This window comes from Microcystis wesenbergii FACHB-1317 (assembly GCF_014696875.1).
Classification (GTDB): domain Bacteria; phylum Cyanobacteriota; class Cyanobacteriia; order Cyanobacteriales; family Microcystaceae; genus Microcystis; species Microcystis wesenbergii_A.
Map to the genome: position 1 here is coordinate 1 of NZ_JACJQV010000137.1, position 21,857 is coordinate 21,857.

Genomic DNA, 21,857 nt, shown 5'->3' on the forward strand with positions numbered 1-21,857 from the left:
TACACTGACGTTTCGGCTTGCCATTATGTGTAGAACCATTTTTGATGGTATGATAAGAACCACATTTAGGACAACAAGATGTTGAAGTTTGTGAATCTTTTGTCAGAAGACAATGTTCTAAATCTTCATCGTAATTTAACCAAAGTTTAATTATCCAAGAGAAGATATTGATAAAAATAGCAATCATAAAAACCAAATCCCCAACATTTATCAAGCAATTATTTTTATTAGTAAATATTCTACACGACTCAGTCCAGATAAGCAAGATGGCTTACCACTACTACCGAATCACTACCAAATTTTCCATCTTGCCGATTTCAAGCTACCTAACCGATCACCGTTCATGATTTAAGGGTAAAAATGCCAAAGTATGGGTTACGCTACCGCTAACCCATCCTACAAATAATTGTGCCTCCCTACTTATTAAGTTTCTAACTGTTTACTGATTACTGATTACTGATCACTGAATATCTGCTTCTCCCCCCACCACCACATCGCGGATGCGGAGACTGGGGCCACCGCAGCCGACGGGTAAACCACTTTGACCGCCTTTTCCGCAGCCTCCCGACTCGTCCCAGTAGAAATCATCCCCAATTGCCTCAATATTGCCTAGGGTTTTAAAGACATTACCGGAGAGAGTCACATCTTTAACCGGTTCAGCAATTTCCCCATTGCGAATCATCCAAGCTTCCCCGGCGCTAAAAGTGAACATTTCGCCGTTAGTCATGCCTCCCTGCCAATTTTGGGCATAAACTCCCGTTTTTATCCCCGAAAATAACTCTTTAACGGGAGTGGTTCCCCGTTCAATCCAAGTGTTGGTCATGCGGACAATGGGCGGATAATGATAATTGAGACAACGGGCGTTACCGGTCGGTTTTTCGCCTAATTTGCCCGCCGTTTCCCGCGAATGCAGTCTTCCCACCAAAACCCCATCTTTAATTAACTGAGTCGTGGTCGCGGGGGTTCCCTCATCGTCATAAAAATAACTGCCCCGATGACCTTCTGGACCTGCCCCGTCAAAGATTTGCAGGTTATCCGGTCCAAAACGTTTGCCCATACTCATCACTTCCAAAAGGTCGGGATTTTCGTATAACATATCTGCCTCGGAAAGGTGGCCAAAAGCCTCATGGACGAACAGACCGGTTAAAATGGGATCGATGACGACGGTGTAGGTATCGCCCTTGACAGGGGGCAAAACTAGGGCTTGTACGGCACGTTTAGCCGACCCTTGCACCTGTTCTTCTAAATTGATCAGATCCTCGAAAGCTTTTCGGGATCCCGTGGTTTCCCGGCCCGTTTGTACGCTGTCCCCATCCCTAGCGGTGGCCGAAAAACGCATTTCTAAGTCTGACCATTTTTGTTCGATTAAAGTCCCGTCAGAAGTACCTAAAAGAATATGTTGACTACTATCGCTATAACGGACGGAAGTGGTGGCAATACTGGGATGGTGTTGACGCAGTAGGTTATTATAGCGATCGCAGAGAGCTTTTTTATCGGCTAATGGTACTAAACGCGGGTCTGTTCCCGTTAAAGGCAATTCACAGGAGATAATTACAGGTTCTACTGGAGCAATCAGGGTTTCTTCTTCCCCAATTAAACGGGCAGCAGCGATCGCATCTTCTAATCGTTCCTGTAAACTGGATAATTGATTAAAGCTGGCAAATCCCCAACCTCCTTTATAACAAGCGCGTACCTGACCACCGATAGCAATACCTTCGCTGAGGGTTTCCACTCGTTCGGAACGCAGTAGAATATTTGTCCCCCGCGCTTCTTCCAGACGAATTGTCAGGAAATCGACGCGGTTTTGATAACGGTTAATCAGTTCACTAATTAGGTTTTTATAATCGTTTAGAGTATCGGTCATGGGAATTAGGGAGAAGGGTGTGGGGTGTGGGGTGTGGGGGTGATGGGAGATTTTTTGCTGTGATCAGTAAACTGTAATCAGTGAACTGATAATAGGGAGGCACAATTATTTGTAGGATGGGTTAGCGGTAGCGTAACATTAGCGGGCGTTGGGTTTCATGCTTCAACCCAACCTACGTTCATCTGATAACTGATAACTGATAACTGATAACTGATAACTGATAACTGATAACTGATAACTGATAACTGATAACTGATAACTGATTACTGATAACTGATTACTGATTACTGATAACTGATAACTGATAACTGATAACTGATAACTGATAACTGATAACTGATAACTGATAACTGATAACTGATAACTGATAACTGAAATTAGGCGAGATAATCCTGTAAAGCTTTCACCTCTAAAGGTTCTGATTGCAGGGATTTTAAGGCCGCTACCGTCGCTTTTGCCCCGGCGATAGTGGTGATAATTGGTAACTTATAATCGAGGGCAGTACGGCGAATTTGTCGGCCATCGTTTTGGGATTCTTCACCACTGGGAGTATTGACAATAAACTGAATCCAGTCATTTTTGATCCAATCGATAACGTGGGGGCGGCCTTCGTGAATCTTTAGCACTAAATCGATATTTTCGCAACCGTTTTCTAACAAAACTTTACGAGTTCCGGAAGTGGCGACGACGCGAAAACCGAGGGATTGCAGATCCTTAACTACGGGAACCATGGGGGTTTTATCGCGATCGTTCATCGAGACGAAAACCGTCCCACTGGTGGCCAAAATCACGCCGGCGGCCATTTCCGCTTTAGCGAAAGCTTTGCCAAAATCGCTGTCAATCCCCATTACTTCCCCTGTAGAACGCATTTCTGGTCCCAGGAGAGTATCAGCACCGGGGAACTTCTGGAAGGGTAAAACCGCTTCTTTGACGGCAATATGACGGGGAATTGCTTCGCTGATGATACCCAATTCCGTCAGGGTTTTGCCCGACATGACGAGGGAGGCAACTTTTGCCAGAGGAACTCCCGTTGCTTTGGAAACGTAGGGAACAGTACGACTAGCGCGGGGATTCGCTTCTAAGATATAAACTGTCTCTCCCTGTACCGCATACTGGATATTCATCAAACCGATTACTTTTAAAGCTTTCGCTAGTTCCACCGTCCATTGTCGAATTGTGGTTAAAACCGAGGCGCTCAGGGACGTATGGGGGATAGAACAGGCAGAATCGCCCGAATGTACGCCCGCTTGTTCGATATGTTCCATTAATCCCCCGATAACGACTGTTTCCGTGGCATCTGACAGGGCATCCACATCCACTTCGATGGCATTTTCGAGGAATTTATCGATTAAAATCGGGTGATCCGGTTCTATCTGTACCGCATACTTCATATAGCGTTCCAATTCGCTATCGGAATAGACGATTTCCATCGCCCGACCGCCTAAAACGTAGGACGGACGTACTACCACAGGATAACCGATGCGTTTAGCCACGGCTTGGGATTCTTGGAAATTGCGGGCAATACCGTTGGGGGGTTGTCGGATATCTAATTGTCGGAGGATTTTTTCAAACCGTTCTCGATCTTCGGCGGCATCGATCGAATCGGGTGAAGTTCCCCAAATTTTGGTATTTACGGGACAATTAGGCGATTCTAAATATTTTTGCAGGGGAACCGCCAGTTTTAAGGGAGTTTGCCCACCGAATTGAATAATTAAACCCTCTGGTTGTTCCGCTTCGATGATATTTAAGACATCTTCTTTAGTCAGGGGTTCAAAGTAAAGGCGATCGCTGGTATCGTAATCGGTGGAGACAGTTTCCGGGTTAGAGTTGACCATAATCGTCTCAAAACCGGCTTTGCTGAGGGAAAAAGCGGCATGACAACAACAGTAGTCAAATTCTATCCCCTGACCGATGCGATTGGGACCACCACCGAGGATCATCACTTTGCGTTTATCGGAGGGTAAAACTTCCGATTCTACCCGTTCATAGGTGGAATAATAATAGGGTGTCAGGGCCTCAAATTCTGCCGCGCAGGTGTCCACCATTTTATAGACGGGAACAATACCCAAACCCTTGCGATAACTTCTTACTTCGTCCTCGCTGGTGTTGGTGGCGAAGGCGATTTGGCGATCACTAAAACCCTGTTGTTTAATAGCGAATAGGTCCTCTTGGCTGAGACTTTTCAGGGGAGTTCGTTTGAGAAACTTCTCGGTTGCCATCAAATCGGCCAATTTATCGAGGAACCAGGGATCAATCCCGGTTAGTTCGTGGATTTCCTCCCCATTCATGCCCAATTTAAAAGCATGATAGATACTATAAACCCGTTCGGGATTAGGTGTCCGCAAACCTGCCCGGACTTCCGAGAGGGGGGGGAGAGTTTCGATTTTATCGCAACCAAAGCCAAAACGTCCCGTTTCTAGGGAGCGAAGAGCTTTTTGAAAGGATTCTTGGAAAGTTCGACCGATAGCCATAGCTTCCCCGACGGATTTCATCTGGGTGGTTAGAATCGGTTGGGAGCCGGGGAATTTCTCGAAGGCAAAGCGAGGAATTTTGGTGACAACGTAATCGATAGTCGGTTCAAAGGAAGCAGGAGTTTTTTTGGTGATATCGTTGGGAATTTCGTCTAAAGTGTAGCCTACTGCTAGTTTAGCGGCAAATTTAGCGATCGGGAATCCCGTGGCTTTTGATGCTAGGGCCGAAGAACGGGATACCCGGGGATTCATCTCAATCACGATTACGTCGCCGTTAGTGGGATTAACGGAGAATTGGATGTTTGATCCGCCGGTTTCTACGCCAATTTCCCGAATAATTGCCTTAGAATAGTCCCGGAGGCGTTGGTATTCTTTATCGGTTAAGGTTTGGGCGGGCGCAACCGTAATCGAGTCGCCGGTATGAACCCCCATAGCGTCAAAGTTTTCGATCGAACAGATGATCACCACGTTATCGGCTAGATCGCGCATTACCTCTAATTCGTATTCTTTCCAGCCAATTAGGGATTTTTCGACGAGAATTTGCGATGTGGGCGAACAGTCTAGCCCATACTGAGCCATCGGTTCAAATTCCTCTTGGTTATAGGCAATACCGCCCCCGGTTCCCCCTAAAGTGAAGGCCGGCCGGATAATGAGAGGATAGGAACCGATCTGATGACCGATCGCTTTTGCCTCCTCTAAATTGTTGGCAATCCCCGAAGGACAGACGGGAACACCGATTTTCTCCATTGCTTTTTTGAATAGTTCCCTATCTTCGGCTTTTTCAATAGCGGGAAGTTTTGCCCCGATCAGTTCCACGTTATATTTTTCTAAAACGCCGCTTTTGGCCAAAGCTACCGCAGTATTCAGGGCAGTTTGACCACCCATAGTCGGTAGAATCGCATCAGGACGTTCTTTAGCGATAATTTTCTCGACAATTTCCGGCAGAATTGGTTCAATGTAGGTGCGATCGGCCATTTCTGGATCGGTCATGATCGAGGCGGGGTTAGAATTGACTAAAATTACCTCATAACCTTCTTCTCGCAGGGCTTTACAGGCTTGAGTTCCCGAATAGTCGAATTCACAGGCTTGTCCGATGACAATCGGGCCAGCGCCCAAGATTAGGATTTTTTGCAAGTCATCACGGCGTGGCATAGGCTTAGGGTTGCTTGAGGATAAACCCCAATCATTGTATATGTTGTCACCCTCGATCCCCCAAAGCTTTATTTAGGTTTAATGACCTTGTTTGCTTGAGCAGGCAGCAGGCAGCTTTTTTCTCCCCACTTCCCCATTTCCCTGATAACTGATCACTGATATCGCGTAGGATGATAAGATTGTTTTCAAAGATACAATAGGCGTTTGTCTTCGCTAGAGAGTTTATGAAAGTTGGCGATCAAGTTCGTGTAATTGAGTCCGTGGTAGTTTATCACCATCCTGAACACAAATCGGCTCCTTTTGACGTGAAAGGACTAGAGGGAGAGGTGAAAGCGTTTGTCACCGAATGGCGTGGTAGGCCGGTTAGCGCCAACCTACCCATCCTCGTCCAGTTCAGTAAAAAGTTTAAAGCCCATTTTCGAGATTTTGAGTTAGAAATCGTGGAAAAAGCCGCCGAATAGGGACTTTTTCGCTTATTTAAGCTACAAAGCGAATAAATTTATTTTTGCCCACCTGTAGGACTTTTCCGGCTAAAGCTTTGGCTGTCTCAAAACTTTTGTCCACATCGGTGATTTTCTCGCTATCGATTCTGACTGCACCCCCCTGAATCTGTCTTCTCCCTTCGCCGCTACTTTTACATAAGCCGGTGGCCGAGAGAAGATAGAATAGTTTTAGGGGAAAAGTGACCGCTGTTAGGGAAAATTCGGGGACAGAGGCCGCAGCTGCCGTATTTCCCTGTAGAACTATCTCCTGCGCCGTTTTTTGTGCCTTTAATGCCTCCTCTGTCCCGTGAAACTGGGCAACTACCTCGATCGCCAGTTGTTTTTGTGCCTCCCGCGGATTGCTTGGGGTAGCATCTAAAGGCAAATTTGTCAATAGTTCGTAATAATCTTTTAACAAAGCGTCGGGGGTTTTTTCCAGTTTCGAGTACATGGACAGGGCCGATTCCCGCAATCCCACATAATTATTCAGGGATTTGGACATTTTTTGACTGCCATCGGTTCCGATTAAAATCGGTAAAAGTAACCCGAATTGCGGTTTTTTGCCGAAATATTTCTGTAAATCGCGACCGACGGCAATATTAAATTTTTGATCGGTTCCTCCCAATTCGACATCGGCCTCAACAGCTACGGAATCATAACCCTGCATTAAGGGATAGAGAAATTCATGGAGAAAAATCGGGTTTTCTCGGTCGTAGCGTTCGGAAAAGCCTTCTTTTGCCAACATTTGCCCGACGGTCATGGTGGAGAGAAGTTCGAGAATTTGCGAGAGGTCTAATTTCCCCAACCATTCCGAGTTATAGCGAATTTCTAGGCGATTAGGGGTGTTAAAATCTAAAATTGGGCGTAATTGTGCCAGATAATTCTCGGCATTAGCTCTCACTTCTTCGCTCGTCAATTGTTTTCTAACTTCCGATTTTCCCGTCGGATCGCCGATTCTAGCGGTAAAATCGCCAATAATCACCACTGCTACATGACCAGCATCCTGGAAAGAGCGCAGTTTCCGAAAAGGGATACTATGACCTAGGTGAATATCGCTGCCGGTGGGGTCAATACCTAGTTTAATTCTTAAAGGGCGATCGGTAGTTTGCAGTAGTTGGGTTAAATTTTCCCTAGGATCTTGGGAGTCGGGTTGATGGGGGAATAAATCACTGGTTCCACGGGTTAACCAGTCTAGGGAGGAAGATACGGTCATTGTTGCTCATTTTCCACAGCCTTCCCATTATAGTTTTTTATTATGTCAATTAACAAGCAAAAGGTAAATAAACTGGTATCTTCAGTAAAAGTCGATAACACCTTGACAATTCTCCCGATCGAATATAGAGTCTTAAAATCTTCTTTTTCAGAATTATCAAAAAATTTCCCTGTCTTGAATTGCGATCAGATAAGCCAATGAATCCTAGTTGTAATAACTCTATACCCGTGCAGAGGATCAAAGTTTCTGTAATTGTCTCTACCTATAAATCAGCAGAGTTTATCCGGGGTTGTCTAGAGGATTTAGTTACTCAAACTCTTTATGAAAAGGGAGAAGTAGAAATTATTATTATCGATAGTGCTTCTCCGGAGAATGAAGGGGAGATTATCCAAGAGTTTCAAGAAAATTATCCTAATATTATTTACCAGAGAACTAGAGAACGAGAAACCCTCTACTGCGCTTGGAATCGCGCTATTAAACTAGCTAGGGGTCTTTATCTCACCAATGGGAATACTGATGATCGTCGCTGTTTTAATGCTCTGGAAATTATGGCTAATTATCTAGATAACAATAGAGAGATTAGCTTGGTTTATGCCGATCAATTAATTACTACAATCAAAAATGATACTTTTGCCACTACCCCAGCTTTAAAACATTGGAATTGGCCAAATTACTCCTATCAACAGATGCGTCAAGGTTGTTGTGTGGGTTCTCAACCAATGTGGCGAAAAATGCTGCACGATAAGTATGGTTATTTTCAGGAAAGTTTTCACTGTGCTGGTGATTACGAATTTTGGTTAAGAATCGGCAGTCAAGGGGAAAAAATGGCTTTGATTCCTGAGATTTTAGGGTTATATTATTTAAATCTCCAAGGCTTAGAACATGGCAGTAATGGTCAAGCATTACAGGAACATTATCAAGTGTGTAAAATCTATAAAATTCCCCACCCAGACATTAAGGATATAGAAATTAAACCCAATCCAGTTAAGATGGAAGATTTAGGCATAATTTTACAGGAAGATGAGCGAGAAAAATTACAAACAATTCAAGCTATCTCCCGGAAAAGATACCCAATTATTGTTATTGATGGCGTGATTTTTCAACTTGAGCAACGAAAATTAGCCAGGGTTTGGTCTTCAATTCTAGAGCATTGGAGTCAATTAGAATTGAGTCAACACATTGTTATTTTAGATAGAAATAACACCGTACCACGATGGGAAGAATTTAAATATTGGCCCGCAGAATCCTACGATTATAATTGTACGGGAAAGGATGCCAGAAAAATCCAAGCTATTTGCGATCGCCTACAGGCAAATTTATTTATTTCCACTTTTTATACCAGTCCCTTAAACACTCCTTCTCTACTTGTTCTTGCTTCTGAAATACAACAAAAAAACGGTAATTTACCAGTGGATTTAGAAAAACACTATGCCATTTTATCCGCTTCTAGAATCATCGCTTTTTCCTCTAATATCGCCCAAAATTTAAGAAGGTTGTACCCGAAAATTACCCCCAAAAAAATTGATATTATCGAGCTTTTTGAAGTTAATCAAAAAATAGCGGCAGAAATCACTGATTTTCTCTGGTATGCGCTCAGTGAAACTAAGGAATCAAGTCAGAATCAAGTCTGGTTAGAGTTAAGAAAATTACAGGAAGCACAACAGATAATGTATCTTAAACAACAGCAAGATTATCATACTATGCAAGAGATGGAAATATCCCTAAGAGAATTAGAAAATAATCATAATAATCTTCAGACAAATAATCATAAATTACAGGAAGAAATTAACTATTTGTCCTCCCGTAAGGGAATAGTAAAAACCCTCTGGAAAACTCCTATCTTACTTCTTGCTAAGATCAAGAAAAAACTTTCAAGATTTTAGGGAATTAAGGGAAGTTTCCTAACAATGATTCCAATTCTGGCACGGCAGCGCCTAAAAGTGGTAAAGTAATGTTAAGAATTAGAGGAGAAAACACTGTGCCACATTCGATCGTCACTGAAATTTGTGAAGGGGTTGCCGATTGCGTTTCCGCTTGTCCTGTTGCTTGTATCCATCCAGGACCAGGTAAAAATGTTAAAGGAACCGATTGGTATTGGATTGATTTTGCCACTTGTATCGACTGTGGTATCTGTTTACAAGTATGCCCCGTCGAAGGTGCAATTCTGCCAGAAGAACGTCCCGATTTACAAAAAACTCCCTAATTTATCAGTTATCAGTGATCAGTTATCAGTGATCAGATGTAAGTTTTCAGTTCACTGATTACTGTTCACTGAAAATGCTTCCCACTTCCCAATTCATAATTCATATTACTCTCTCCCATCTCCTTTTTACCTTACCATGGATTATCTTTTAGAAGTTGAACAAGTTTATGCTGGTTATGTGCAGGATTTATACATATTGCAAGGGGTTAACTTTCGCATTGCACCGGGGGAATTAGTCACGGTTATCGGTCCCAATGGTGCGGGAAAATCTACCCTCGCTAAGACGATTTTTGGTTTATTAAAACCCAGTGCTGGAACTATCACTTTTAAGGGAAAAAATATCACTGGTTGGAAATCTAATCAAATCGTTCCCCTCGGTATGGGTTATGTTCCCCAAATTGCTAATGTTTTTCCATCCCTGAGCATCGAGGAAAATCTGGAAATGGGGGCTTTTACCAGTAAAGAAGCGATTAAACCGCTAAAAAAGCGTATTTATGCCATGTTTCCCCGTTTGCTTGAGCGCCGTCGTCAGAAAGCTGGCACTTTATCCGGAGGAGAAAGACAGATGTTAGCCATGGGAAGAGCGCTGATGTTGGAGCCGGAATTATTAATTCTCGATGAACCTTCGGCAGCTTTATCTCCTATCTTAGTAACCAGTGTTTTTGAACAGATAAAAGCGATTAATCAGACGGGAACTGCAATTATTTTAGTGGAACAGAATGCCAAAAAAGCCCTAATGATGTCCGATCGAGGTTATGTTTTAGAAAGTGGTCAAGATCGTTTTCAGGGATCGGGTCAAGATTTACTCAATAACCCGAAAGTAGGGGAATTATACCTCGGGGCGGCTTATCATGGTGCCAAACGAGATGATTAGGAATTTGTTAAGGATTGAGGGGGATTTTGATTTCTTCCCAGAATTTAGCGATAGGATAGTAATTGAGTACAAATCTCTACGGCCCTGATGTCAAGGTGATAAGCCAGCAGACCCTAAATATATCTGTGGATATTTATTCATCGATCAAGACAGTTGTGCTACTGCATTGAGAGCATAACTTTTAGTAATAAAAGGAGAAGTCATGGCTGTTAAAAGTCCTCCGTAATCAAGATTAAAACTGACTTCGCTCCCTACTTTTAACCTCTTATTATGACTATCAAGAACTAGATGATCGCTACTAGAACCTAATATTTTTATCTCCTGACTCGCTTGCAATCCAGAGATAAGAACATCCTGTCTTCCTAATGCAATAATAACTCGACGGTGAATGCCTTGATTAATAAAGCTAGGAACATTACCAAAAGCATCTCGACCAATTTCTCCAGAGGGTAGAGATGGTTTATCTTTGGATTCGATTACTTCAGCAATTAACCGAAAAGCATCGGTATATAAACCAGGTATCACTTGTCGATTAACTGTTTCACAACCTAATAAAATTGATTCTCCTAAACGCAGATTATTAATCCGACCAACTTCCCTACTTTTTTGATACCATTGATAGTTAGCAGAATTGCCTCCTGAAATAATCGGTAATTTTATTAAAAATTCCTGCTCAATTGTATCTGTTAACACAGATAATTTGCTCATATTATGGCTATCAGGTTTAATACCTCCATAACAAGCCAAATTACAACCCAGTCCAACAATTTTGATAAAGGGAAAAGCGAGGGTCTTTTTGATGAACTTGACCAGATCTTTCGGCAGTACACCTTCTCGTAAATCCCCTAACTCCGTCATGATAATAATGCGGTGTATTTTTTGCTTTTCTTGAGCATAATAGGAAAGTTCCTGAATTGTTGCTAATTCGGTATTTAAGCTGATATCTGCAATGTTAACCACTGATTCTGCTTGACTCAAGGCCGTACGCAACAGAACAAAAGTTGTCACTATTCCTGCTTGTTTCATTTTGAGAATATTTTCGATTCGAGAGTCAGCGATAAAGTTGACTCCACCTTGAATCATCGCCAAGGCGATCGAGGGATCACCCAAAATCGCTTTGGAAACTCCCATCACAGAAAGTCCCTTGCTGCCGTATAATTGGCAGAGTAAACGAGCATTATGGCGTATTTTCGGGAGAGAAATCTCGATTCTGGGCAAAAGGTCTTTCATCAGCCTATTTGCTCCCAATTGCCGGAATTGCAGCTAAAATTTCCCCTTTGATTTTCCGGTTTAATTTCGGAAAGCGATCGCATAAAGCTTGGACTAATTTCTCACATCCGTGTAACAAAACATCAGTAGTCGGTAACTGAAAATCTCGCTCATATTTGGCAATAATACGCTCAGTGGCTGCTGCGGTGAGATTTTCGTGATTAATCGCAATAGCGATAACTTTAGTGGGAGAAATTGCCTCAATTAGTGAAATTTCTTCCTGTAATTTTGGCATGGCTAAATGAGGAAAATCACAGCGAAATTTTCGGGCTGGTGGATGTTGTAAAATAATCCCATCGGGCCTACTTCCTTTCAAAATTCCCAGGGAACTCATAAAAGCAGGATGACTCAGAGAACTTTGTCCTTCGACTAAAATAATATCGGGTTTTTCTTGCTCAAAAGCTTGAACCACAGCATTTTCAATTTCACCGATGACAAATTGAGAAACCAAAGCATCGATCGAAACCCCATATCTTGCTCCCTGCATCAAGCTAGTTTGTCCAGTAGCGACTAAGACAGACTTAATACCCAAGCCTTGGAGAGTTTGATTAACTGCCACCGCAGTGGTCATTTTTCCGCAAGCACAATCGGTTCCTAAAAAGGCAATAACGGGTATATTTACTTGGGAAATTTGCCCAGTAAATACATGAAGATCAGCTAATTGTGGTGGTTTACGAATGTCTGTAATTTGCACACCATACTGACTAGCTTGCTCCCTAAATTCTAAATCCTCGGAGAAGAATTGATGCAAACCATTAATAATATCCATTCCTGCTGCCATTGCTTCTAAAATTAGCAGCCTTTCTAGGGGGGGAATAAACGCTTCTAAGGGTGCTTTGCCGTAGATATAACAATTGGGAACATCTCTAAGTTTTTCTAAGGCTGTTTGTAAATTGGCAAAAATGGGAATATGATTTTTTTTGTCTCCTAATGCTTCTCCCGCATCTTTTCCTGCTAAGGAACTATCCAGCACTCCAACAATTGTATATATTTCTGATTGTCGGATCAAGCCAGCTGCCGTTTTTCCGTCCACACGTCCAAACTGATTTTCACAGTAAATTAAAGCCGTTTTTTTCGTTGATACCACTTTCTTAATCTCCTGAATATTAGATAATTGAAATTTCACTCCTAACTCCCAGTAAGACTATTTATTCTTCTTCTTCTATAGCATAATTATCTGGATCGATAATATCGTCTAGTTCTTCTAAAATTTGCAAATCGGGATGAGCATCAGATTGACGTAATTTTAATCTTCCTGTCCGTTCTAACCAATGGAGAAGGGTTTCTTTGGAAGTTATCTGCATAACAGGAATTGCCTGATAGCGAGGTTCTTGACTAAGAGAAGGATTAAATTTCATACCTGTTGAATTTCCTTTGAGAAGTTATCTCTATTGGTGGTTCTATTGTTGATCACGAAGCAACCCACAAAAAACTGAAAAAAATTGTCAAGTTTAGCAAAGTAAAAAAGTTCAGCTGTCAGATTTATTATTTGCACAGATAGATAGAGTCGATTCCAATATATGCTCCCGATACTTGGGATGCAGACTCTATGGTGTAAATTAAAATTTTCCTGTCTCGCTCAACTTAAATGTCAATCCCACGGTTTTTATCTAGCTAACGAAAAAGGTGATTAATAACACCAAAGCAACCATCAAAACCGCCCCTACTCCTTGCAAAATATACCATTTTTGCTGTTCTAAAGATGGGGATTTTGATCGATAAATCTTGGGTTCGCTACCATAGTTATTGATGATTCCTTCATCATCTACTGTATAGCCCTCTGGGAGAGGTATATTAAGTGATTGATATTTTTGCCCGTTTATATCTAGTTTAACCTCAGCAGGAATTAATTCACTTCCATCGCTTGGGGAATAGACTGTCGCACCTGTCTCTTGATTAGATTTAGTAGAGTAGTGCATGATCATCTCTCTTGAAAATCTGAGTATAACACAGAATAAGGCGAAATGGTTTTTAGGCTAATTTTTTCCTAGGGCTTTAATCAGCAAATTTGGCTAATGTCGGCAAATTAAAGCAAAAAATATGATTTTATAACTTGACAAAGCTAGATAAAAACATTTAGTCATCTCGCTATTCACTTTTTAGCATACCAGCGCCATAAAACTCGCGCTAAACGTTGGGGATCATGACTAACTTTGGCAGTAACTTCATCTTCTGCCATTACATTCGCTAAAACAATCCGATAACCCATTTTTCCCACCTCCTCGCGGTCTAAAAACACAGGATGACTATGCTCTTGGGCGTATAATTGCAGAGATTGGGGCGATGGTGCAGTTCTTTGGGCTAAAACTGCATCAAAGATGCGTTCCTCGCAGACTTTTTCGATCGCCCGAATATGATCAGCCACCGAATAATTATCCGTTTCCCCCGGCTGGGTCATAATATTACAAACATAGACCCGGGGGACTGTCACCTGTGCTAGGGCCTGACGAATTGCGGGAACCAACAAATTAGGGATAATACTGGTATAAAGACTACCCGGCCCGATAATAATATAATCTGCTTCCTTAATTGCCGCTAAAGCAGCCGGTAAAGCGACCGGATCGGCAGGATGACAGCCAATCTGACGAATTTGCCCCATAGCTTCGGTTATCTTCGATTCTCCCTCAATAATGCGCCCATCGGCTAACTTAGCCCAGAGACTAACATCGGTAAGGGTAGCAGGTAGCACTTTACCGCGAATGGCCAAAACTTTGGCACTAGCATCGATCGCCTGTTCCAGATCGCCGGTAATCTCGGTCATAGCGCTGATAAATAAATTACCAAAACTGTGGCCCGATAAACCATCCCCGGCATGAAAGCGATATTGAAACAATTCCGTTAATAACTTTTCCTCATCGGCTAAAGCGGCGATACAATTGCGAATATCCCCCGGGGGTAAAATGCCCATTTCCCGACGTAATCGGCCCGAAGAACCGCCATCATCAGCTACGGTGACAATAGCGGTGATATTGGAACTATACTGTTTTAAACCGCGTAAAAGCGTCGATAAACCCGTACCGCCACCGATCGCCACAATTTTCGGACCGCGATGGAGACGACGATGGGTGCGTAGGCGATCAACTAATTCCTCCGATGCGTCCGGTTGTAGTGCTTCTGTAATCGTTTCGACGGTGCGACTCTGACCCCAGAATAACAAAAAGACACCCAGCAAAACCGCCAGCGGCCCGGAAACAGAATTAGGGACCAAACGGGCGATCGTTTCTAATGCTTGGGAAACAAACTCTAAAAAGCGATTAACTGGGGTTAATTTTACCCAAATAGCCAAACCGAAGGAGGTGAGAAAAACGCCGGTTAAACTAATTAAAAGCCAGCGTTTGACAAAAAGACCGGGAGAAAGCCATTTAAACCAACGATTAACTCGTTTAGGCGTTTTTCTGCCCACAGAAGCGGCTATTTTCCCCTTCTGAGCGTTGAGTTCCCGTAGCGTCTGTTTAAATGGACTCATAGATGTGGCCTGGCAGCGAACGCATTGATTCTGGAGAGACTGTAGCCGAAAAAGGGGACAAACTCAAGCTTAATTAGGGTCTGCTGAAAAAGTTTTTTGTGGGGAGAGGGTGTGGGGTGTGGGGTGTAGGGTGTAGGGTTTTCCCGATTTTGAGGAGGTCAATTACCTAATTTTCAGGGAAAAAGTCCAGGGATTTTCCCCCCGATCACTCCCATATCTGGTACTTTTTGATTGCCAAAAAGTCTAAAAGTCTTACCCAACAAGGTTTTTAGATTTATTCAGCCAGCCTAACCTAACCTCCCACTTGGGAATAGGCCGCCTCGGAAATTGTGGGAATATCGGCGTATTTACCGATAACCGACTGTATAATGCTGTAAACACAGGCGGCAAATGCGCCTAAAAAGACGACGTTAAAAAGAGTTTCTACCACTAAATTCGCCCCACCCCTAGCGACGAAACCTAAGACCAATCCCAGTAAATACACCAAAATATCGATTAAAATCGCCTGCATGGTGTTAAACCGGATAAAATGACTGATGCGGGGATTGCGTACCACGGCGAAAAAGAGGACAAGGAAGATAATTAAACTGCCAAAGCTTCCCAGAGAACTATAGAGAAAAGCTAAGGGATATAAGGCTATTGCTAAGGCCGCTCCTAAAAAAGGAATTTGCTGAAAGATAAAGATCCCGAAGGCAAAAGCCGAATATAAGGGTAAAAGATATACTAAGGCTGCAAAAATGCGATCTTTTGTATCGGTTGAGCCGCGCCAAGTCATAATCTATTGTCTCCTGAGACTACTGCTAACTCTCTCCAAGATAACCCGGCAGCCCACCAGACTTCGCGTAACCGAAAAAATTGCTCGAGGCCGAACATTGTTGGGCCTCGATCGAGTTATTCTCAAACAGAGACGGGGTGCTTGATTTCCTGTAACAGAGCCAGATATTCCTCCTTAAAATACTTTAGGGTACTTAAAATCGGATTGGGAGCGCTTTGACCAAGACCACAAAGACTGGTTTCTTTGACCATCTGACAGAGATGTTCTAGGTTTTCGAGGTCGTGAATATCGGCCTTTCGAGCGATAATTTTGGCCAATAATTCAAACATTTGTACTGTTCCCGTGCGACAGGGGATACATTTACCACAGGACTCCTCGCGACAGAATTCCATATAGAATTTCGCCACTTCCACCATGCTGGTGGTATCATCCATAACCACCATACCCCCGGATCCCATCATCGAACCGAGTTTGGCTAAGGATTCGTAATCCACGGGAGTATCGAGTAAATTAGCGGGAATACAACCCCCAGAGGGGCCGCCGGTTTGTACCGCTTTCACCTGACCATCGGGAACACCCCCCCCCATCTCCTCGACAATTTCCCGGAGAGTAATACCCATCGGCACTTCAATCAGCCCATTGTTGCGGATTTTTCCCGTCAAAGCGAAGATTTTTGTGCCTTTACTGCTGGCAGTACCGATATTGGCATACCAAGCGGCTCCCTCGCGGATAATAGCGGAGATATTAGCGTAGGACTCCACGTTATTAATCAGGGTGGGACAACCATCGAGACCCGATTGGGCCGGATAGGGGGGACGGGTGCGGGGAGTGCCGCGGCCGCCTTCGATGGAATGGATGAGAGCGGTTTCCTCTCCACAGACAAAAGCTCCCGCCCCGATGCGGATATCCACCTTAAAATCGAAAGTGGACTCGAATACTTGGGAACCCATTAAACCGAATTTTTTGGCCTGATTAATCGCTTTTTGCAGACGATCGATCGCTAGGGGATATTCGGCTCTAACATAGATATAACCATGATCCGCCCCCACGGCATAGGCAGCGATCGCCATTCCTTCCAGGACTAAATGGGGGTCACTTTCCAAAACACTACGGTCCATAAACGCCCCGGGGTCGCCTTCATCAGCATTACAGATAACGTATTTTTGTTTACCCGGTTGTTTAGCCACCGTCGCCCATTTTAAACCGGTGGGATAACCCGCACCGCCCCGGCCGCGCAAACCGCTTTTGGTGATTTCCTCCACCACCTGGGCCGGAGTCATCTCGTAGAGGGCCTTGTAGAGAGATTGATAACCACCGACGGCGATATATTCCTCAATGCGATCGGGATCGATTTTACCGCTATTTTCCCGGACAATTTTGACTTGATGGGAGAAAAAGGGATGTTTTGAGTCCCCTAATTGCACCTCGGTTTTGCCGCCGTTTAAGGCCGCAATAATGCTGGCCGCACTTTCTGGGGTGACTTCTTCGTATAGGAGATCCTGGGGATCCACTTCCACCAACGGACCGCGACCACAAAAACCCATACAACCAACCCCCACCACTTCGACTGTATCCTCTAGGTCCGCCTCTTTGACGGCGGTGGCGAGGTTTTTTTTGATTTGGAGGGAGTTAGCAGCCTGGCAACCGGTGGAAGTGCAACAATGCACCCGGATGCTTTTTTGTCTAGTTTTTTCTTTTGCGGCCACTGCCAATAATTCTTGTAAGTCCATATTTTTCTCAATCCACTAGAGTGAAAAATTACTGGGAGAAACTCTTTAGTTTCGCTAAGACAGTTTCCGAATCTTGTTTCGGGGCCACGACTCCATCGAAGACCACGGCCGGTGCAATCCCACAGGCCCCAATACAACGGGCCGACACTAGGGAAATTTCTCCATCGGCGGTGGTTTCTCCCACTTTGACATCAAAGCTGTTTTCGATGTCTTCGAGGATTTTGCCGCTGCCTTTGACATAACAAGCAGTCCCCATACAGACGATACAGGTGTGTTTTCCCGCCGGTTTCAGGGAAAAGAGATGGTAGAAGGTTGCTACCCCATAGACGCGACTGAGGGGCAGTTTTAGCGCCCGGGCAACATAGAGGAGAACATCTTCTTCTAGGAATCCAAAAGCTTCTTGCGCTTTGTGCAGGACTTCAATCAGGGCTGATTGATTATATCCTGCTCGCTTCATGGTAATGTCGAGGACTTTGAAGCGTTTATCGCCACTGGGATGCTCTTTTTTCTCCGTTTGAGGAGGATTGGCAGTTTGCATAAATCTGAACCAAATAAATTTTAGGGGCGATGACGGGAAAAATATGGAGAGTTGTCGGTTTTCCTTGGTCATCTCCCTGCTTTTATTCTGACACTGGCTCCGGAGGGCGATCGATAACTTTATCTTTCCTTTAGTTATTGGGGGATATTCAGTTATCAGTGACCAGTAATCAGTTATCAGTCAGGGATTAGGAGATGGGGAGATGGGGTAAAAGGCTGCCTTTTACAAGAGGACATCTCTCAAAAATAGCAAAATTCTGCACGACTACTTAATTGATGAAGTGGTTCAAGGAAAGTTTGTCAACCCTAATCAAGTTAATTTTTGTTAAGCCCCTTCCCTAACCTCTTGAAGATAAATTTAACCTCATTTGTCAAGAATTATCCATCACCAATTCAAAAATGAAACGCATCAACCTCAAGAATTGACAGAGAAAGGCTCATCAGGTACTGTCTGATCATTAACAACAACAAATCAGACCCAAAAACGAAGCCCTCAACATCTTAACATAGAACAAAGAAACTTGCTCTACCAACTTAGTCAAGAGGGAAATTTATCTCATCTTCTCGTCACTGTCTTCACTTTCTTGATCATCTTTATTGATTTCTTCTTTAAATCCCCGTAAAGTTTTCCCCAAAGCTGCCCCAAATTCGGGTATTTTTTTCTGTCCAAATATCAGGACAACAACCACAGCAATAATTACTATTTCTGGCCAACCTAATCCAAACATAATCTTGAAAGTAAAAAGTAAAAAAAGAGAAAGGAGTCAGCATTCAGAAGTCGGAAACTTGGAGAATTGCCAGATTCTGTCTTTTGCACGAGTGCCTGTTGCCTCTTGCCTTCAGAAGCTGATAACTGATAACTGATAACTGATCAGTGATCACTGATCACTGATAACTGATCACTGATAACTGATAACTGACTCTATGCTGCTACTTCTGCTCGTTTATAAGCTTCGTCGAGGACTTCTGAGAGAGTTGGATGGGTGTGGATGCGGAAAGCGAGTTCATGGACAGATTTACGTTCAGCGATCGCATTAGCCGCTTCTTGAATTAAATCCGATGCGTGGATACCGATAATATGAACACCGAGTAATTCCCCCGTATCCTGACGATAAACGACTTTAGCGATGCCTTCCGTTTCTCCTTCCGCTAAAGCTTTGGAATTTCCCTTAAAATAGGTCTTGACAGCAGCGACCTTATACCCTTCTTGCTGTGCCAAGGCTTCTGCTTGCGGTTCCGTTAAACCCACATAACTAATTTCGGGGTGGGTAAAAGCGGCGGCGGGAATACTGCGATAATCGATGGTTTTTGGGCGATTACAGATATTTTCAATGGCTATTACCCCTTGACCCGAAGCAGCGTGAGCTAACATCATTTTACCCGTAGCATCGCCCACGGCCCAGAGATGGGGAATCGGTTCACCGTCCTGAATTACCTGCATTTTGTCATTAACGGCAATAAAACCGCGTTTATCCAGTTCTACCCCCACAAATTCCAATCCGAGATTCTTGGTCGCCGGAATTCTTCCTGTAGCGACTAAACAAGCATCTACCTCTAAAATTTCGATCGCTTCTTTGCTTTTTGCGTCCACCAGTTCAATGGCCACAGGATTCCCCGGTTTAATACTTTTTGCCAAAACTCCCACATAAGTCTCGATGTCTCTAGGTTTAATCAGAACTCTTTCCGCAATTTTCGAGATTTCTGGGTCAAATCCAGGCATGAGACTATCTAAAGCTTCGATCATCGTCACTTCACAACCCAAAGCGGTGTATATATCCGAAAATTCCAGACCGATATAACCACTACCGATAATTGCAATCCACTTGGGTAAAGTTTCTAATCTAACGGCCTCATCGCTGGTAAAAACCGTTTTATGATCGATCTCGATCCCCGGTGGGACAAAGGGAACCGACCCCGGACAGAGCATAATATCCTTAGCGGTGTAGATTTTTTCGCCACTATCCCCGATGACGCTAACTTTTTGCGGGCCAGCGATTTTTCCCCAACCGTGGATAGTATCAACCTTGAGACGTTTAAGACTATTAGTGAGATCGCCTCTAATTTTACTGACAAGGTTGTTAGCATGATCGGCAATTGTCGGACGGTCAAAATTAACGCCAGCGATGGCAATACCTAGACTTTTCAGATGGTCCCTATCGGCCAATTCGCGCACTCGTCCCGAGGCTGCCAGTAAAGCTTTAGAGGGAATACAACCGCGATTAACACAGGTTCCTCCCATATCTTTGGCTTCGATAATAGCTGTTTTTAGCCCACATTTGACTGCGTGTAGGGCTGCTCCGTGGCCACCAACGCCAGCACCGATAATAATTAAATCGTAGTCGAATTCACTCATAGTCTCTCTGACTCTCAAAGTTAGCATTATCCCATTTTACGATCCACTGCGATCAAGCTGTGCTATCTCGGTCAAAAACTGGAGCCAGTTTTTAGCCATCAGGCTCTTGTGCATTGAAACTGGGTGTTGGCAATTTTAGGACAAGACGTTACTAGACCTCTGGTAAAAATAAAAAATTGTTGTTCGGGTTGAGAGTCGGTCGTCAGTAGTCAGAAGAATTAGAAATAGTCCATTCACAGATTTTATACTATTTAATCCTTATTTTTGCCGTTTTTGAATCCTCAAAAATTAATTAAGTGGGTGGGTGGAATTAAATATAAGATGAACGTAGGTTGGGTTGAAGCATGAAACCCAACGCCCTACAAATAATTGTGCCTCCCTACTTATGCAAGGTGTTACTTAACCAAGATATGAATACTAATTCTGCATCGTATCCATAAGTTAGTCTAGTCCTAGGTTGGAAAAATTAGACCTGCTGCCAATACTTTGCCAGATGAAAGACTCATCTTTCTCCTACCATAATTTAGGCTCGAAACCAGAATCATTAATGATTTCTACCGTTTCTCCCGATGGTTTAATCACAAATAAACCCTGTTTATAGGCATAACGATCTACTCCTTCATCTATTTCTATTCCTGCCACTGCACCATAAGCCTGATAGTTCTTATAATGGGGAAATGCTTGTTTAAATCGACTTAATTTTTCTAAAAAATCGTTGACATCATCTTTCGATAAACGAGACTTACATTCTACTAAAACTACCTCGGTTTCATCGACGGCTAAAATGTCAATCTCCATGGCTATTCCTTGCCGTTTTACCCTGGCATGACTGTAGGTTTCTTTAACATCGATACCTTTGGCACGAAATAGGCTAATAACAGCAGGTTCGACTAATTCCTCGACAAATCTTCCCCAGCGAGTGGTTAAACTATCCACCGCACGACTGGTATTAGCCACTGTTTTCTCTAGCTCGGCCAAACGGCGATCGGCTTCGGCCTTGGCTTCGGCAGCCCGGCGATCATATTCAGCCGCCCGGCGATCGGCTTCGGCCTTGGCTTCAGCCGCCCGGCGATCGTATTCTTGGCGTGATTGTTCAAACTTTTCGTTAGTTTTCTCAAAAAGTTTATAGATATCTTCGATGGTAATCGGTTGAGACATGGTTATTTGTTTTAATCTTTCTTATTTTACTATAATTGTACTAGCAAAGTACAAGTCATTTTAGGGACGGGTGTTAAGTAGGGAGGCACAATTATTTGTAGGATGGGTTAGCGGTAGCGTAACATGAGCGGGCGTTGGGTTTCATACTTCAACCGTTCGGCAAAAGCTCACGGCCGAAGCCCAACCTACTTTAGTTTCTTTCTCCGCTGATAATAAGTTGGTCTGATAATAGCCCAATTTCAATCTCGAAATCATTCCAACCGTCAGGAGCGTTATCAATGTGTGTTCCCAAGGTAAAATACTGTTTTTC

The 21,857-nt window shown here is 43.5% G+C and carries 18 protein-coding genes and 1 pseudogene; 4 read left to right on the top strand and 15 right to left on the bottom strand.

Going from position 1 to position 21,857, the window contains the following annotated elements:
- From H6F92_RS25530 to carB, 3 genes and pseudogenes are all read right to left on the bottom strand, one after another.
- Nucleotides 1–187: pseudogene (locus tag H6F92_RS25530) on the bottom strand (hypothetical protein); the annotation flags it as partial.
- Nucleotides 188–460: 273 nt separating this feature from the next.
- Entirely contained in the window at nucleotides 461–1,864 is a 1,404-nt protein-coding gene (locus tag H6F92_RS11850) for a TldD/PmbA family protein (RefSeq protein ID WP_190357987.1), read from the bottom strand.
- A gap of 377 nt (nucleotides 1,865–2,241) precedes the next feature.
- On the bottom strand, nucleotides 2,242–5,487 hold the full coding sequence (carB, locus tag H6F92_RS11855; RefSeq protein ID WP_190357988.1) for a carbamoyl-phosphate synthase large subunit: 3,246 nt from the start codon (nucleotides 5,485–5,487) through the stop codon (nucleotides 2,242–2,244).
- 224 nt (nucleotides 5,488–5,711) lie between these two features.
- Here carB and H6F92_RS11860 point away from each other — a divergent pair, with 224 nt between their 5' ends.
- A complete protein-coding gene (locus tag H6F92_RS11860; RefSeq protein ID WP_190357989.1) occupies nucleotides 5,712–5,948 on the top strand; it encodes a ferredoxin-thioredoxin reductase variable chain in 237 nt (78 codons plus the stop codon).
- A 16-nt stretch (nucleotides 5,949–5,964) separates the two neighbouring features.
- Here the strand turns inward: H6F92_RS11860 and tyrS are convergent, their stop codons facing one another.
- Nucleotides 5,965–7,182, bottom strand: a complete 1,218-nt coding sequence (gene tyrS / locus H6F92_RS11865; RefSeq protein ID WP_190357990.1) for a tyrosine--tRNA ligase — start codon at nucleotides 7,180–7,182, stop codon at nucleotides 5,965–5,967.
- 197 nt (nucleotides 7,183–7,379) lie between these two features.
- On the opposite strand from tyrS, the gene H6F92_RS11870 reads away from it, so the two are divergent.
- The 3 genes from H6F92_RS11870 to H6F92_RS11880 all read left to right on the top strand — a co-directional run bounded on the left by H6F92_RS11870 (nucleotide 7,380) and on the right by H6F92_RS11880 (nucleotide 10,259).
- Nucleotides 7,380–9,065 carry a glycosyltransferase gene (locus H6F92_RS11870; RefSeq protein ID WP_190357991.1) on the top strand — a complete coding sequence of 562 codons (1,686 nt, stop codon included), beginning with the start codon at nucleotides 7,380–7,382 and terminating at the stop codon, nucleotides 9,063–9,065.
- Nucleotides 9,066–9,160: 95 nt separating this feature from the next.
- Nucleotides 9,161–9,385, top strand: a complete 225-nt coding sequence (locus tag H6F92_RS11875; RefSeq protein ID WP_190357992.1) for an indolepyruvate ferredoxin oxidoreductase subunit alpha — start codon at nucleotides 9,161–9,163, stop codon at nucleotides 9,383–9,385.
- 136 nt (nucleotides 9,386–9,521) lie between these two features.
- Entirely contained in the window at nucleotides 9,522–10,259 is a 738-nt protein-coding gene (locus H6F92_RS11880) for an ABC transporter ATP-binding protein (RefSeq protein WP_190357993.1), read from the top strand.
- Nucleotides 10,260–10,403: 144 nt separating this feature from the next.
- On the opposite strand, the gene H6F92_RS11885 is transcribed toward H6F92_RS11880, so the two are convergent.
- The 11 genes from H6F92_RS11885 to H6F92_RS11935 form a co-directional block, all read right to left on the bottom strand.
- Nucleotides 10,404–11,489 (bottom strand): alanine/ornithine racemase family PLP-dependent enzyme, encoded by a 1,086-nt coding sequence (locus H6F92_RS11885; RefSeq protein WP_190357994.1) that lies wholly within the window; start codon nucleotides 11,487–11,489, stop codon nucleotides 10,404–10,406.
- A gap of 4 nt (nucleotides 11,490–11,493) precedes the next feature.
- On the bottom strand, nucleotides 11,494–12,654 hold the full coding sequence (locus H6F92_RS11890; protein ID WP_069475199.1) for an N-acetyltransferase DgcN family protein: 1,161 nt from the start codon (nucleotides 12,652–12,654) through the stop codon (nucleotides 11,494–11,496).
- 22 nt (nucleotides 12,655–12,676) lie between these two features.
- A complete protein-coding gene (locus tag H6F92_RS11895) occupies nucleotides 12,677–12,886 on the bottom strand; it encodes a DUF3134 family protein (RefSeq protein WP_008198246.1) in 210 nt (69 codons plus the stop codon).
- A 252-nt stretch (nucleotides 12,887–13,138) separates the two neighbouring features.
- The gene (gene psb34, locus H6F92_RS11900; RefSeq protein WP_190357995.1) at nucleotides 13,139–13,447 is read right to left on the bottom strand and encodes a photosystem II assembly protein Psb34; all 309 of its coding nucleotides are present in this window, start codon (nucleotides 13,445–13,447) and stop codon (nucleotides 13,139–13,141) included.
- Between the two features lie 173 nt (nucleotides 13,448–13,620).
- On the bottom strand, nucleotides 13,621–14,994 hold the full coding sequence (locus H6F92_RS11905; protein WP_190357996.1) for a gluconeogenesis factor YvcK family protein: 1,374 nt from the start codon (nucleotides 14,992–14,994) through the stop codon (nucleotides 13,621–13,623).
- A gap of 292 nt (nucleotides 14,995–15,286) precedes the next feature.
- Nucleotides 15,287–15,769: a Tic20 family protein gene (locus tag H6F92_RS11910; protein ID WP_190357997.1), complete on the bottom strand. Its 483-nt coding sequence runs from the start codon at nucleotides 15,767–15,769 to the stop codon at nucleotides 15,287–15,289.
- Nucleotides 15,770–15,891: 122 nt separating this feature from the next.
- Nucleotides 15,892–17,499, bottom strand: a complete 1,608-nt coding sequence (gene nuoF / locus H6F92_RS11915; protein ID WP_190357998.1) for an NADH-quinone oxidoreductase subunit NuoF — start codon at nucleotides 17,497–17,499, stop codon at nucleotides 15,892–15,894.
- A gap of 28 nt (nucleotides 17,500–17,527) precedes the next feature.
- A complete protein-coding gene (gene hoxE, locus H6F92_RS11920) occupies nucleotides 17,528–18,037 on the bottom strand; it encodes a bidirectional hydrogenase complex protein HoxE (RefSeq protein ID WP_002744404.1) in 510 nt (169 codons plus the stop codon).
- Nucleotides 18,038–18,587: 550 nt separating this feature from the next.
- Nucleotides 18,588–18,764 (bottom strand): twin-arginine translocase TatA/TatE family subunit, encoded by a 177-nt coding sequence (tatA, locus tag H6F92_RS11925; protein WP_190357999.1) that lies wholly within the window; start codon nucleotides 18,762–18,764, stop codon nucleotides 18,588–18,590.
- Between the two features lie 194 nt (nucleotides 18,765–18,958).
- Nucleotides 18,959–20,389: a dihydrolipoyl dehydrogenase gene (gene lpdA, locus H6F92_RS11930; RefSeq protein ID WP_190358000.1), complete on the bottom strand. Its 1,431-nt coding sequence runs from the start codon at nucleotides 20,387–20,389 to the stop codon at nucleotides 18,959–18,961.
- 513 nt (nucleotides 20,390–20,902) lie between these two features.
- Nucleotides 20,903–21,547: a DUF3782 domain-containing protein gene (locus H6F92_RS11935; RefSeq protein WP_190358001.1), complete on the bottom strand. Its 645-nt coding sequence runs from the start codon at nucleotides 21,545–21,547 to the stop codon at nucleotides 20,903–20,905.
- Between the last annotated feature and the right edge of the window lie 310 nt (nucleotides 21,548–21,857).

Coding starts and splice junctions, on each gene's coding strand:
- H6F92_RS11850 (WP_190357987.1), bottom strand. CDS start 1,864: ATGACCGATACTCTAAACGATTATAAAAACCTAATTAGTGAACTGATT.
- carB (WP_190357988.1), bottom strand. CDS start 5,487: ATGCCACGCCGTGATGACTTGCAAAAAATCCTAATCTTGGGCGCTGGC.
- H6F92_RS11860 (WP_190357989.1), top strand. CDS start 5,712: ATGAAAGTTGGCGATCAAGTTCGTGTAATTGAGTCCGTGGTAGTTTAT.
- tyrS (WP_190357990.1), bottom strand. CDS start 7,182: ATGACCGTATCTTCCTCCCTAGACTGGTTAACCCGTGGAACCAGTGAT.
- H6F92_RS11870 (WP_190357991.1), top strand. CDS start 7,380: ATGAATCCTAGTTGTAATAACTCTATACCCGTGCAGAGGATCAAAGTT.
- H6F92_RS11880 (WP_190357993.1), top strand. CDS start 9,522: ATGGATTATCTTTTAGAAGTTGAACAAGTTTATGCTGGTTATGTGCAG.
- H6F92_RS11885 (WP_190357994.1), bottom strand. CDS start 11,489: ATGAAAGACCTTTTGCCCAGAATCGAGATTTCTCTCCCGAAAATACGC.
- H6F92_RS11895 (WP_008198246.1), bottom strand. CDS start 12,886: ATGAAATTTAATCCTTCTCTTAGTCAAGAACCTCGCTATCAGGCAATT.
- psb34 (WP_190357995.1), bottom strand. CDS start 13,447: ATGCACTACTCTACTAAATCTAATCAAGAGACAGGTGCGACAGTCTAT.
- H6F92_RS11905 (WP_190357996.1), bottom strand. CDS start 14,994: ATGAGTCCATTTAAACAGACGCTACGGGAACTCAACGCTCAGAAGGGG.
- H6F92_RS11910 (WP_190357997.1), bottom strand. CDS start 15,769: ATGACTTGGCGCGGCTCAACCGATACAAAAGATCGCATTTTTGCAGCC.
- nuoF (WP_190357998.1), bottom strand. CDS start 17,499: ATGGACTTACAAGAATTATTGGCAGTGGCCGCAAAAGAAAAAACTAGA.
- hoxE (WP_002744404.1), bottom strand. CDS start 18,037: ATGCAAACTGCCAATCCTCCTCAAACGGAGAAAAAAGAGCATCCCAGT.
- tatA (WP_190357999.1), bottom strand. CDS start 18,764: ATGTTTGGATTAGGTTGGCCAGAAATAGTAATTATTGCTGTGGTTGTT.
- lpdA (WP_190358000.1), bottom strand. CDS start 20,389: ATGAGTGAATTCGACTACGATTTAATTATTATCGGTGCTGGCGTTGGT.
- H6F92_RS11935 (WP_190358001.1), bottom strand. CDS start 21,547: ATGTCTCAACCGATTACCATCGAAGATATCTATAAACTTTTTGAGAAA.